The organism is Micromonospora sp. NPDC047644, assembly GCF_040704315.1.
GTDB lineage: Bacteria > Actinomycetota > Actinomycetes > Mycobacteriales > Micromonosporaceae > Micromonospora.
Window position 1 is genome coordinate 95,262 of the sequence record NZ_JBEYSY010000016.1, and the last position, 12,979, is coordinate 108,240.

At 69.7% G+C, this 12,979-nt stretch carries 10 protein-coding genes; 5 read left to right on the forward strand and 5 right to left on the reverse strand.

Annotated features, from left to right (window positions below; translation table 11 throughout):
* Positions 1 to 30 precede the first annotated feature (30 nt).
* From AB0877_RS25405 to AB0877_RS25420, 4 genes are all read right to left on the reverse strand, one after another.
* Positions 31 to 897, reverse strand: a complete 867-nt coding sequence (locus tag AB0877_RS25405) for a metal ABC transporter permease (protein WP_366611966.1) — start codon at positions 895 to 897, stop codon at positions 31 to 33.
* Positions 898 to 900: 3 nt separating this feature from the next.
* Positions 901 to 1,662: a metal ABC transporter ATP-binding protein gene (locus AB0877_RS25410; RefSeq protein WP_366611967.1), complete on the reverse strand. Its 762-nt coding sequence runs from the start codon at positions 1,660 to 1,662 to the stop codon at positions 901 to 903.
* Entirely contained in the window at positions 1,659 to 2,606 is a 948-nt protein-coding gene (locus tag AB0877_RS25415; protein ID WP_366611969.1) for a metal ABC transporter substrate-binding protein, read from the reverse strand. Before AB0877_RS25415 ends, AB0877_RS25410 begins: the two co-directional genes overlap by 4 nt.
* Before the next feature lie 62 nt (positions 2,607 to 2,668).
* Positions 2,669 to 2,926, reverse strand: coding sequence for a hypothetical protein (locus AB0877_RS25420; protein ID WP_366611970.1), 258 nt, complete (start codon positions 2,924 to 2,926; stop codon positions 2,669 to 2,671).
* Between the two features lie 29 nt (positions 2,927 to 2,955).
* Between AB0877_RS25420 and AB0877_RS25425 the strand changes: the two genes are divergently transcribed.
* From AB0877_RS25425 to dusB, 4 genes are all read left to right on the forward strand, one after another.
* Positions 2,956 to 3,297 (forward strand): antibiotic biosynthesis monooxygenase, encoded by a 342-nt coding sequence (locus AB0877_RS25425; RefSeq protein ID WP_366611971.1) that lies wholly within the window; start codon positions 2,956 to 2,958, stop codon positions 3,295 to 3,297.
* A gap of 24 nt (positions 3,298 to 3,321) precedes the next feature.
* On the forward strand, positions 3,322 to 3,801 hold the full coding sequence (locus AB0877_RS25430; protein WP_112589144.1) for a hypothetical protein: 480 nt from the start codon (positions 3,322 to 3,324) through the stop codon (positions 3,799 to 3,801).
* A gap of 114 nt (positions 3,802 to 3,915) precedes the next feature.
* The gene (locus AB0877_RS25435) at positions 3,916 to 5,295 is read left to right on the forward strand and encodes a glycine--tRNA ligase (protein WP_366611973.1); all 1,380 of its coding nucleotides are present in this window, start codon (positions 3,916 to 3,918) and stop codon (positions 5,293 to 5,295) included.
* A gap of 51 nt (positions 5,296 to 5,346) precedes the next feature.
* Entirely contained in the window at positions 5,347 to 6,519 is a 1,173-nt protein-coding gene (gene dusB, locus AB0877_RS25440) for a tRNA dihydrouridine synthase DusB (RefSeq protein ID WP_366611975.1), read from the forward strand.
* Between the two features lie 752 nt (positions 6,520 to 7,271).
* On the opposite strand, the gene AB0877_RS25445 is transcribed toward dusB, so the two are convergent.
* Complete coding sequence (locus tag AB0877_RS25445; protein ID WP_366611976.1) at positions 7,272 to 7,934, reverse strand: C39 family peptidase; 663 nt, start codon at positions 7,932 to 7,934, stop codon at positions 7,272 to 7,274.
* A gap of 1,102 nt (positions 7,935 to 9,036) precedes the next feature.
* Between AB0877_RS25445 and AB0877_RS25450 the strand changes: the two genes are divergently transcribed.
* Positions 9,037 to 12,927, forward strand: coding sequence for a LamG-like jellyroll fold domain-containing protein (locus tag AB0877_RS25450; RefSeq protein WP_366611978.1), 3,891 nt, complete (start codon positions 9,037 to 9,039; stop codon positions 12,925 to 12,927).
* Positions 12,928 to 12,979 lie beyond the last annotated feature (52 nt).

Below are 12,979 nucleotides of genomic sequence, written 5' to 3' on the forward strand. Positions count from 1 at the left end.
CCAATACCACCGACGTCGCGCCGACCAGGATCAGCTCAGCACGACCTCGTGAGGTTCCGGCGTCGGTGCGGCGGCCGGCGTCCTCCGACGGCGTACGACCCGCCAGACCGCGCCGGCCACGGCCACCACCAGGAACGAGGCGATCGCCACCAGCACCACCGAGGCGCCCGGTGCGGTGTCCGCCGTGGCCGCCATCCAGACACCCGAGCCGGCGGCGAAGAGCCCGAGCGTCATCGCGGCGGCCATCGTGCTGCGGAAGCCCCGGGTGACCTGCTGGGCGGTGGCGACCGGCACCACCATCAACGCGCTGATCAGCAGCACGCCGACGGCCCGCATGGCGATGGTCACGGTGATCGCCGTGGCGACCGCGATCAGCAGGTTCAGCGTGCGGACCGGCAGGCCGGAGACCCGGGCGTACTCCTCGTCGTGGCTGACCGCGAAGAGCGCCGGCCGCAACGCGATCATCGTGACCAGGATCGCCGCGCCGAGCACCGCGATGGTGGTCAGATCGGCCGGCGAGATGGTGGTCAGCGACCCGAACAGGTAGGCGTTGAGGTTCGCGCTGGTCGCGTCGGAGAGGCCGACCAGGAGTACGCCGCCCGCGATGCCGCCGTAGAAGAGCAGAGCCAGAGCCAGATCACCGGAGGTACGCCCGCGGGCCCGGACGGTCTCGATGGCGACCGCGCCGATGGTGGCGGCGATCACCGCGACCAGCACCGGCGAGCGGTTGAGCAGCAACCCCGCGCCGACGCCGGTCAGCGCCACGTGCCCCACCCCGTCGCCGATCAACGCCAGCCGGCGCTGCACCAGGTAGATGCCGAGCGCCGGCGCGGCCAGCCCGATGATCAACGCGCCGATCAGGGCGCGCTGCATGTAGGGGTACTGGAAGAGTTCCATGGGTCAGTTGCTCCACAGCCCGGCGGGCTCGTCGTAGCAGTGCGGGTGCACGTGGTCGTGGTCGGGTTCCGCGTGGTGGCCCGCCGGGTCCGGCACCGCGCCGTCGTGGGCGATGCGACCCTCGTGGACGACGACGGCCCGGCTGATCACCGGTCGCAGCGGGCCCAGCTCGTGGGCGACGAGCAGAACCGTTCCGCCGTCGCCGACGAAGTCGCGCAGCGCGCCGGCGAAGGCCTCCTGGCTGGCCGCGTCCACCCCGGCGGTGGGCTCGTCGAGGACCAGCAGCTCCGGTTTGCCGGCCAGGGCGCGGGCGATCAGGGTGCGCTGCTGCTGGCCGCCGGAGAGCGTGGACACCGGGTCAGCGGCCCGGTCGGCGAGCCCGACCGCGCCCAGCGCGGCGTCGACGGCGGCCCGGTCGGCTCGACCCGGCGGACGAAGCACCCCCCGACGGGCCAGCCGGCCGGAGGCCACCACCTCCCGGACGGTCGCCGGTACGCCGCCGCCGGCGCCCAGGCGTTGCGGGACGTACCCGATGCGTGCCCACTGCCGGAACCGGCGCAACGGCCGGTCGAAGAGGGTGACCGAGCCGGCGCTGATCGGCACCAGCCCGAGCACGGCGCGGATCAGGGTGGACTTGCCCGAGCCGTTGGCGCCGAGGATCGCGACCACCTCGCCGGCGGTCACGGTGAGCGAGATGTCCCGGAGCACGGGGCGGCCGTCGTAGCCGACCACCCCGTGCTCGACGGTGATGACAGGTGAGGTCACGAGCAGCTCAAGGCCGTCTGCAGGGTCCGCAGGTTGGTGCGCATCACCGAAAGGTAGTCCCCGTCGCTGCCGGCGGCGAGCCCTTCGATCGGGTCGAGCACGGCGGTCTTCGCGCCCACCTGACCGGCGATGGTCTCGGCCACCTTGGGGCTGACCAGGGTCTCGAAGAAGATCGTGGTGGCCTGGTGCTCCTTGGCCTCCTCGATCACGTGCGCGAGGCGCTGCGGCGAGGGCTCGACGTCCGGGCTCAGCCCGGTGATACCGACCTGGTCGAGCTGGTAGCGGTCGGCGAGGTAGCCGAACGCGGCGTGGCTGGTCACGATCTCCCGTCGCTGGCAGGTCGCCAGACCGTGCTTGAACTCGCCGTCCAGTGTCGTCAGGTCGGCGCGCAGGGCAGTCGCCCGGGCGGTGTAGTCGGCGGCGTGGTCCGGGTCGGCCTTGCCGAGCCGCTGGGCGAGCTGGTCACCGATGCCGGCCAGCCGGGTCGGGTCGAGCCAGACGTGCGGGTCCTTGCCGCCGCCCTCCTCGGCGTGCCCCTCCTCCTCGCCCTCGTGGTTGTGCCCGCCGGCGGACGCGTCCAACAGCGGCTGCACGCTCGTCACGTCGAACGCCCGGTCGCCGCCGTTCTGGGCCACGGCGTCGTCCACGGCCGGCTGGAATCCCTTGAGGTAGACGATCAGCTCAGCGTCGCTGACCTCACCGACCTGGCTCGGGTTGAGCTCCAGGTCGTGCGGCTCGGCGCCGGGCTTGGCCAGGTTGGTGACCCGGACCGCGTCGCCGCCGATCCGTTCGGCCAGGAACTGGAGGGGGTAGAACGCGGCCACCACGTCGACTCGCTGGGGGTCGGCGCCGGCGGAGTCACCGGTGGAGCAGCCGGCCCCGGCGCCCAGGGCGAGCAGGGCGGTCGCGGCGGCCAGGACACGGTACGGGGCGCGGTTGTTCATGTCATCAACTGTCCGTGGCAACGATAATGATTGTCAAAAACGCATGAACGCATGATTTCATTTCAGAGCAGCTTCGCGAGGCCCACCGTCACCAGCAGGGTCAACATCAGCAGTCGGATCAGCCGGGTCTGCGGCGCCTGAACCGCCCAGGTCGTCGCCAACAGGGCGATCAGGACCCCGGCGAGCGCGAGCGTGAGCAGCCCGCCGATCACCCCGGGCGTGAAGAACGCCACCAGCACCACCACCAGGGTGAGCAGGAACACCGACGTCGGGTTCGCCCCGGCCAACCGGGCGAGCAGAGGGCGCTGCGTACGCTGCATCCCACAGACTCTACGAGGAGGAACCCCCGGTGCTGGTGACCAACCGGTTCGTGGTCGACGTCGATGCCGCCGACGGCTTCACCGAACGGGCGCACGCCGCCCTCACCGCGCTGGCCGCCCGGCCCGGCTACCTGCGCGGTCAACTGGTCCGGGCGCTGGACGACCCCCGGCACTGGTCACTGGTCACCGAGTGGGAGTCGGTCGGCACCTACCGGCGGGCGCTGGGCGGCTTCGAGGTCAAGGTCAGCGCCGTGCCGCTGCTGGCCGAGTCCGTCGACGAGCCCTCCGCGTACGAGGCGCTGGCCACCGCCGCCCCCGGCGGGGCCGTGGTCGTCGCCGAGAGTGATCGGGCTGCGGGTCCTTACCGCTGAGCCGCCGGACACTACGCTGCTCCTATGACCGCACCCGCCCCGCCACCCGGTCCCGGGGTGGCTCCGCCGTTCGCCGCGCCGCCCACCGAGGGCCGCCGGACCCGGCTCTGGATCGGCCTCGGCGTCGGCGCGCTCGCCGTGGTGCTCTGCTGCGGCGGTGGTGGCACCGCCGTCGTCGGCCTGGCCGTCAGCGGAGTCCAGGCCATCCGCGAACAGGCCCGCACCGTGACCGGCGACTACTACCAGGCGCTGGTCGAGCGGAACTACGGGCGGGCGTACGACCAGCTCTGCGACGACGCGCAGCGGCGGGAGTCCCGGCCGGAGTTCGAACGGCGCGCCGCCGCCGAACCGCAGGTGACAGCGTTCCGGGTGGGCGAGGTGGACACCACCTACCTGACCGTGCCCGTCGACGTGACCCTCGACGGCGGCGACCGGGAGCGGCAACAGGTCAGCCTCGGGCAGGACGGGCAGACCGGTGGCGTGGAGGTCTGCGAGGTCAGCTGACCCGTCCCCGGTATTCTGCTGGGCTCGGGGCGACGGTGGTCGTACCGTTGTCCCGAACCGACCGTTCAGTCCACATCTCGCCCCCGCCGACCGCCAGCCGGCGTAGGAGGAAACATGCCAGCCGACCGTATCGACGCCGTCGTCAGCCTCGCCAAGCGCCGAGGCTTCGTCTTCCCCTCCAGTGAGATCTACGGAGGCACCCGATCGGCGTGGGACTACGGTCCGCTCGGCGTGGAGCTCAAGGAGAACGTCCGCCGGCAGTGGTGGAAGACGATGGTCCAGCAGCGCGACGACGTCGTCGGCCTGGACTCCGCGGTGATCCTGTCCCGCAAGGTGTGGGAGGCGTCCGGCCACATCGCCGAGTTCGTCGACCCGCTCACCGAGTGCCAGTTCTGTCACAAGCGGTTCCGGGCGGACCACCTGGAAGAGGCGTACGCCGAGAAGCACGGCAAGCCGCTCACCTCGCTGGCCGAGCTGAACTGCCCCAACTGCGGCAACAAGGGCACCTTCACCGAACCGAAGATGTTCAACGGCCTGATGAAGACCTACCTGGGCCCGGTGGAGAGCGATGAAGGGCTGCACTACCTGCGCCCGGAGACCGCGCAGGGCATCTTCGTCAACTACAAGAACGTCGAGACGGTCGCTCGCAAGAAGCCCCCGTTCGGCATCGCGCAGACCGGCAAGTCGTTCCGCAACGAGATCACCCCGGGCAACTTCATCTTCCGGACCCGCGAGTTCGAGCAGATGGAGATGGAGTTCTTCGTCGAGCCGGGCACCGACGAGCAGTGGCACGAGTACTGGCTCCAGGAGCGCTGGAACTGGTACCTCGACCTCGGCCTCTCGGCGGACAATCTGCGCCTGTTCGAGCACCCCAAGGAGAAGCTGTCGCACTACTCGAAGCGGACCGTGGACATCGAGTACCGCTTCCAGTTCGGTGGCACCGAGTTCGCCGAGCTTGAGGGTGTCGCCAACCGCACCGACTTCGACCTCTCCACGCACAGCAAGCACTCCGGCGTCGACCTGTCGTACTTCGACCAGAGCAAGAGTGAGCGCTGGATGCCGTACGTCATCGAGCCGGCCGCGGGTCTGACCCGCGCGGTGCTCGCCTTCCTGCTGGAGGCGTACGACGAGGACGAGGCGCCGAACACCAAGGGCGGCGTGGACAAGCGCACCGTGATGCGGTTCGACCCGAGGCTCGCCCCGGTCAAGGTGGCGGTGCTGCCGCTGTCCCGCAACGAGGCCCTGTCGCCCAAGGCCAAGGACCTCGCGACCCTGCTGCGCAAGCGCTGGGTGGTGGAGTTCGACGACTCGCAGGCGATCGGGCGTCGCTACCGCCGGCAGGACGAGATCGGCACCCCGTTCTGCGTCACCGTCGACTTCGACACCCTGGACGACAACGCGGTGACGGTGCGCAACCGGGACACCATGGTCCAGGAGCGGGTCTCCCTGGACCAGGTCGAGCGCTACCTGATCGAGCGCCTCCCCGGCTGCTGACGCTGGTCACGGGGCCCTGACCGTCCGGTCGGGGCCCCGTACACTTGGGCGGTGACCGCCCCAACCCTGCCCGCGCTGCGCCCGTTGACCCTCGGCCCCCACCAGGTGTGGCCGCCGGTCGTGCTCGCGCCGATGGCGGGGATCACCAACGTCGGGTTCCGTCGGCTCTGTCGCGAGCAGGGCGGCGGCATCTACGTCTGCGAGATGATCACCACTCGGGCGCTTGTCGAGCGCAACCCGAAGACGCTGCGCATGATCGCGTTCGGCGACGACGAGAAGCCCCGCAGTCTCCAGCTCTACGGCACCGATCCGGAGATCACCGCCGCCGCCGTGCGGATCGTCGTCGAGCGCGACCTGGCCGATCACATCGACCTCAACTTCGGCTGCCCGGTCCCGAAGGTCACCCGGCGCGGCGGCGGCGCGGCGCTGCCGTGGCGGCGGCGGCTCTTCGCGCGGCTGGTGCGGGCCGCGGTGGCCGCCGCGGCACCGTCCGGCGTGCCGGTCACTGTCAAGATGCGCAAGGGCATCGACGACGACCACCTGACGTACGTCGAGGCTGGGCTCGCCGCCCAGGAAGCCGGCGTGGCAGCGGTGGCCCTGCACGGGCGCACTGCCTCGCAGCGCTACTCGGGCACCGCCGACTGGGACGCGATCGCCACCCTGAAGCAGGCCCTCGATGTGCCGGTGCTCGGCAACGGCGACATCTGGGAGGCCGACGACGCGCTGCGCATGGTGGCCCACACCGGTGTCGACGGCGTGGTCATCGGGCGCGGCTGCCTGGGCCGACCGTGGCTCTTCGCCGACCTGGAGGCCGCCTTCAACAGTCGGCCGGAGCGCCGGCTGCCCACCCTCGGCGAGGTGGCCGTGACCATGCGCCGGCACGCCGAGCTGCTGGTCGACCAGTTCACGGCCGGCGCCCGCAATCCGGCCCGAGGTGAACGGGACGGCTGCACCGACTTCCGCAAGCACGTCGCCTGGTACCTCAAGGGCTTCCCCGTCGGCGGCGAGCTGCGGCGCTCGCTGGCGATGATCGAAAGCCTGGCCCAGCTCGATGACCTGCTGGGCAAGCTCGACCCGGCGGAGCCGTTCCCGATGACCGCCCTCGGGCAGCCGCGCGGGCGCACCAACTCGCCCGGCAAGGTCTTCCTGCCAGAGGGCTGGCTGGCCAGCCGGGACGACGACACGGTCCCCGAGGGCGCCGAGATGGACGACTCGGGCGGCTGAGTCCTCGACCCTACGGGGGTCGTCGCCGTCGGAGCTTCTTCGCAGGGTGCCGGCCCCGTATCGGCCCAGCTCCGGCCCTGTGTCGGGCCAGCTCCGGCCCTGTGTCGGGCCAGCTCCGGCCCGGTTCGGCCGGGAGCAGGGGGCGGACGTAGGGGTGCGGCACGCTATCGAGCTGATGTCGTAAACGAGTCATGACCTAAGCTCGGCCGTGCGACCATCGGCGGTGCCACTGACTCGCACTGCCCGGCGGTCGCTACCACGGCTTGCTGCTCTGTGGTGGCCACGGCTGTGTTGCCGTCACCGTGTTGCTCTGTGGTGGCCACGGCTGTGTTGCCGTCACCGTGTTGCTCTGTGGTGGCCACGGCTGTGTTGCCGTCACCGTGATGCCCTGTGGTTGCCGTGGCGAGTTGCCCTGCAGGTGCCGCACCCGGTTGCCCTGTAGTCGCATTGCGACGTTCCTTCACGGCTGCCGTGGCGACGCTGATTCGTTTACGACATCAGCTCCAAAGGACCCGTGACGCAACCAAGGGACCCCGCCGGGTACTCGGCGCCGAGATCCGCTCAATATCAGGGATGTTGGTGTCTCCGTGCGTGTCGGAGGCAGCAGCATCGGGGATGTTGTGAGGATCTTGGGCGCGGGGCGCGGGGCGCGGGGCGCGGGGCGCGGGGCGCGGGGCGCGGGGGCGCGAGGGCGCGGCATGCGGAAGGGCCGAACCCTGGGTGGGGTCCGACCCTTCGGCGGTGGGTGGTACTCAGCTGGTGGCGTAACCGCGGGTGGCGATCCAGTCCGCGAGGTGCTCGATGGTGACCTCGTACGAGGCGGTGTTCGGGTCGGCGGAGTCGGCGATCTTGACGATGTTGCCGCTGTCGCGGTAGCCGACGACGCTGATGTAGTGCCCACCCTCGAAGGAGTGGATACCACCGTCGGTGTCGGTGGTGGTGCCGGCGATGTTGGCGACCACGGCCCGGCCGTCGTCGACCGTCTTGACGACGTCGGCGCGCAGCTTGTCGGTCTGCTTCTCGTCGGCCTTGGGGGTGCTGATCTCGACGGAGCGGTAGGCGTCCTTCTTGCCGGTCTCCTTGTTCAGCACCGGGGTGATGTCGTTGATGGAGTTGGTGCCGGCCTCGGTGGTGCCCATCTCCTTGGCCATGGCGTCCACGCTGATGTCCTTGCCCTGGACGGACAGGGCGTTGCGGGCGGCGGCGGGGCCGCAGTAGTAGAAGTTCGGCTGCGCCTCGTAGCGGACGCCGAGCTGACGCTCACCGTGACCCTTGCGGTCGGTCTGCGCCTGCGACGCCGGCTTGCCGGTGCTCGGGGCGGCGAACGCGGTGGTGACGGGTCCGGCGATGGCACCACCGGTGAAGGCGAGGCCAGCGGCGGTCAGGGCGGTCTTACGGATCAGATCGGTACGCATGATGGCGTGCTCCTCTGCCTTGGGGGAAACCCACACCACACCCGGGGGTAGTTGGTGATGCGGGGAAAGTTCGTCTGCCCGGCGACCCAGCTACGGGTCGGCGTCGGGACGTGGTGTAACCGTTCGCGGTGGCAGGTCATTCCGCCCACCCCGCGAGGGGATCAGCCGTCGTGGTGCTCGGCCGATCGGGGGTGTAACCGGCGCGGGCTGCCAGGTGTTCCCGGCGGCTGTTCCGTCAGGCCCCGGCTCGGAGTTGAACCGGGCTGCTGCGGTGGTCTACCAGGTATAACGACCCGGCCTGGCCCACCATTCCGCCGCCAGGGTGGCCCCAACCACCCGACACCAAGCGTCAAACCGGACAAACGGCGGTCCTCGTCGAGCGGGCGACACGGACCCGCCGAGCGAGCTGAGGTGATCAACTCAGGGTCCTGAAAGTGGCGTGCATGGCCAGGGGGCATCGCCCATCAGGGGGGGCATAGCGGGGGTGCCAACGTGAATTGGTCGGCCATGTCGGCCTGTGTCATTGCTGGCCGGGTCGGGCCAGCGCGGGGGCAGGGTGCCGTGTGGGCCGGGTCGGTCTCGGGCAGCCAGCCGTGACCGAGCCCTTCGTGATGTGCGAATTGGTCCCATTGGTGCGGGCGACAGCGGATTGCGCCACGCGAGGTACGGCGCGACCAATTTGCGTATCCGACACTGTTCCGCTGCCGGAACGCGTTTCGCCGCGTCACGCGCCAGGCCGTCGGAAACGGTCGAATTCGAGCGATTCGCACTGTGGGCGCTTACGGCGGAGCGCCAGCCGCCGCGCCTGGCCATCGTTGCCAACCGGCCAAAATGGTCGATCTACTCTGGATTCGTCCTTAATATGTGTTGCCGAAACTGCGTATGGTTAAACACAGTGGATCTATGTATTGTCTGCCGCAAGACTTCTTGGGCTGCTCTACGGGGGTGTGCGGCTGTGGTTCTACTTCGTCATGCCTGGCTGGCAAATATTACGGCCGGCACACTTCTGGCGGGCGCGATAGCGGTTGTCGGGACGAGCGGTCAGGCCGCCGCTGCCCCCGAATCGGACCGTTGTTCCGCAGCCGCCACCGGCGGTGCGGCGATGGCGCCGTCCGAGGATGCGGCGATCTCGCTCGCGCGTACCTGCGACACGGCGGTCGAAGTCCTGGCGGCAGCCTCGGAGACCACGAGGGTCTTCGCGCAACCCTCCGGTGAGCTCACCCTGGAGTCATGGGCCGAGCCGCAGTGGGCGAAGGTGGGTGGTCGTTGGCGGGGGATCGATACGACGCTGGTGGTCGGCGGCGACGGTCGCGTCCGCCCGGTCGCCTCCACGGCCGACGTGGTCTTCTCCCAGGGCGGGCAAGGCCCGTTCGCCTCCATGACCGGCGCTGGCGCGGACTTCTCGCTCGGGTGGCCGAGCGCGCTGCCGCAGGGCGTCATCCAGGGCGACACGATCACCTATCCGAACGTCTATCCGGACGTCGACCTGGTGGTACGGGCCGAACGCGGCGGTTTCTCGCACCTGCTGGTGGTCAAGAGTGCTGTGGCGGCGAAGAACCCGGCAGTCCGGGAGACGCGGTTCGTCCTCGACGGATCGGCCGACGTGGCGGTAACCGACAATCGCGTCACCATCTCCGGTCCGGGTGGGTTGTTCGCGGCTGCCCCGCCGGCGATGGCGTGGGACTCGACGCCGGCGACTGGTGAGCCCTCCGCCGGGAAACGGGGTGCCGGGACCCTCGACCGCAGCGGGGAACGCGCCGTGACCCATTCCAGTGTCAACGGTCCGTCCGACGCCGCTGCGGTGGCTCGGGTCGACGTTCGTGTCGACGAAGGATCACTCACGGTGGCCGTGGACCCGGAGGTGCTGAGCGGCAGCCAGTTTCCGGTCTTCATCGACCCGAGCTATGACATGAAGTGGGCCAGGTGGGCCCCCGTGAACGATTCCAACGCAGGCACGCAGTGGACCTCTGGTAGTTCCTGGCCTCGCGAGGTGGCCCGCGTCGGCTCAAATTGGGACAACCACGGGGACATCTGGCGGTCGCATTTCTACTTCGACATCTCGGCGATGTCGGGCCGGCGCCTGGTGAACACGACGAGTGTCGACGCGTACCTGGTGCACACGGGGAACTGTAATGAGTCCCTGGGCATCTGGCAGACGAATTCATTGGCCAGCAGCACACCCAGCTGGGATGGCATGGCCGGTACGTGGCTGCATGGAGGGCCGCTGCAGACAAAGACCGTCGGGGCCAACTGCGGTCAGTCGGCCAATTGGCAGAGTTTCAACGGAGGAAACGTCGGCTACCACGTCCAGCGGCACGCGAATGCGGGCGCTGCCTCGATAACCTTCGGCCTCAGGATGGTCAACGAGAGTGGTGGACACTGGGCGAAGTTCGATCCGGCCAACGTCAGGTTGAAGGCGACGTACCAGTCCCGGCCCTCCTCGCCGGTGGCGATCCGCACGTCGCCCGGAGGCAACTGCAGCACGTCGTCACCGGGGCCATGGGTCAACGTCCCCACGCCGACTCTCTACGGCAAGGCCAACGACGGCGACGGCTCGGTGAAGGTGCAGTTCGACATCAACGGCCCGACCAACCCCCCTGACCACACCTCGGCATGGACCACCTCCGGCGCCGAGCGTGGCTGGACGGCCCCCGCTCTCGTGGACGGTGCCTACAACTGGCGGGTACAGGGTTATGACGACGTGGCCGGCGAGGGCACCGGCTGGACGGGGTACTGCTACTTCCGGGTCGACCACACCGCCCCCACCACGCCGGTGGTCACCCGGGTCTCGGGCACCCCGGTCGCAGGCGCGCCCGTGACACTCAGCTTCACCGCCGCTGACGCCATGTCCGGCGTCAAGCAGTTCGCCTACGGCATCGGCACCGACGCGATGCAGGCCTTCCAGGCGTCCAGCGGCACGACGACCGTCACCTTCACTCCGGAGGTCGGCCGGACTGTCGTCTATGTCTGGGCGCAGGACAATGCCGGCAACTACTCGGCGCGGACCGCGTTCAACTTCTTCACCGGCCGGATCACCCAGGCCCAGCCGCAGGCCACCTGGAGGCTCGATGGGGACGGATTCGACGACTCGGGACAGGGACGCGATCTGACCCTCGGCAGTGGGGTCAGCTATGGCGCCGATCGCAAGGGCGTGCCGGGTGCCGCGCTCGCCATGAACGGTGCGGGTTGCGCGAAGAGCGCGCCCACGGTTCGCACCGACGCGGAGTACACCGTCTCCGGTTGGGTGAACCTGGCCGACAAGTCTTCCCTGCGTACCGTTTTCGCTCAGGTCGGTACGGCGCGGCCCTCGTTCTACCTGCTCTACCACCACGTACAGGATCGTTGGGAGTTGGTCGTGACCGGCGGCGACTTCGACGGGTCGCCCTTCGTCAGCGTCTTCGCGCCGACGTCGACGCCGCTGGGGCAGTGGCAGCATGTAGCGGCCACCGTCGACCCGGTGGCGCGGATCATGCGGCTGTACGTGAATGGGCAGTTCGCGTCCGAGGGTGAGATTCCGTTCACGCCGTGGAACGCGACGAGCCAATTCCTTGTCGGTTGCTTCGGGAGCGCGAATTCGGAGTTGTACCACCTGATCGGCGGGATCGACCACGTCGGCGTCTGGCAGGGCCTGCTCTCCGACGAACAGATCGCCCGCGCCGCCACCGAACTGCCCGCCGGCCTGGTCGGCGACTGGCAACTGCGCGGTAGTGGTGCCGAAAGCACAGGCCGATCCTCCGACGCGGTGGTGCCGGAGGACGTGCCGTGGGTCGAGGACCAGCACGGCCGGGTCGCGTCCGCACTCCAACTGAACGGCCGGCAACAGTGCGCGACGACGAGCGGGCCCGCGGTGCGAACCGACGAGTCATTCACGATCGCGACGTGGGTCAAGGTGGACGACAAGGGCCTGGGCAACCAGACGGTCATCGGTCAGGACGGCGAACGTCAGAGCGGCTGGTATCTCGGCACGCGGGTGTTGGACGGCACCCACTACTGGGGCTTCCTGATGATGGACGTCGATGCTGACGATTCCTCGGCGCCGTGGGCGAGATCCCCCGCCGGCATGGCCGCCGACGTGGGTAGGTGGACCCATCTGACTGGCGTCTACGACGCCACAGCCCAGCGGATCACTCTGTATGTCAACGGTGTCCTGGCCTCGTCGGCCCCCAGGCTGGCGACACCCTGGCAGGCCAACGGGCCGGTCACCATCGGCTGTGCGAGGTACACGGGTATTCCGGTGGACCACGTCGTGGGGTCGGTCAGTGGCGTGCAGGCCTGGCAGGGAGCCCTCACCGCCGCCCAGGTGGCCGCCGCGCACGGCGGTAACCCGGGGGTGAAGCTGGAGGGTCTGTGGCCGCTGGACGGCCCGGCCAGCGACACGCCGACATACCTGACCGACACGTCCGGCAACGGCCGCGACCTGACCATCACCGGCCCGTACGCCTGGGCCCGCGATCGGGGCTTCGGTCGCGACGGGGCCCTGGGGCTGGAGTTGGCCGAGAACTCCTGCGCCGAGGCTCCGGGTCCGCTCGTGCGTACCGACGCCTCGTTCACCCTGACCGCCTGGGTGCTGCTCGAGAAGACCACCGGGCACCACACGGTGATGTCGCAGATATCCAGTGGAAATACCCCCTTCTATCTCGGCTACCACCCGGGCGTCAATCGCTGGCACTTCGGAATGCCGGACTCGCCCGCGAGGGATGCCGTCTGGCGCAACTCGGAGTCGCAGCAGCCACCGGCGCTCGGCAAGTGGACGCACCTCGCCGGTGTCTACGACCTCGGCGCCGGCAAGGTCCGCCTGTACGTCGACGGCGTCGCGCAGGGCGAGGTCGACGGCCCGGTCACTCCCTGGATGGCCCCCGGCCCCACCCTGATCGGCTGCGTCGGGGAGACCAGCGGGAGCCGGCACTCGCGGCTCGGTGGTGTCGTCGACGACGTACGGATCTGGACCTCCACGCTCGCCCCGGAACGGATCGCCGACCTCGCCGCCGGCTGACCGCCCTGACGAGGTTTGACCGCCGTCTTCATCACCTCGCTTGCACCCGAAC

Bases quoted from the DNA above. Each gene is read 5' to 3' on its own strand.
- AB0877_RS25450 (WP_366611978.1), top strand. From the start codon at position 9,037: ATGGCGCCGTCCGAGGATGCGGCGATCTCGCTCGCGCGTACCTGCGAC.
- AB0877_RS25430 (WP_112589144.1), top strand. From the start codon at position 3,322: ATGACCGCACCCGCCCCGCCACCCGGTCCCGGGGTGGCTCCGCCGTTC.
- AB0877_RS25445 (WP_366611976.1), bottom strand. From the start codon at position 7,934: ATGCGTACCGATCTGATCCGTAAGACCGCCCTGACCGCCGCTGGCCTC.
- AB0877_RS25420 (WP_366611970.1), bottom strand. From the start codon at position 2,926: ATGCAGCGTACGCAGCGCCCTCTGCTCGCCCGGTTGGCCGGGGCGAAC.
- AB0877_RS25435 (WP_366611973.1), top strand. From the start codon at position 3,916: ATGCCAGCCGACCGTATCGACGCCGTCGTCAGCCTCGCCAAGCGCCGA.
- AB0877_RS25415 (WP_366611969.1), bottom strand. From the start codon at position 2,606: ATGAACAACCGCGCCCCGTACCGTGTCCTGGCCGCCGCGACCGCCCTG.
- AB0877_RS25405 (WP_366611966.1), bottom strand. From the start codon at position 897: ATGGAACTCTTCCAGTACCCCTACATGCAGCGCGCCCTGATCGGCGCG.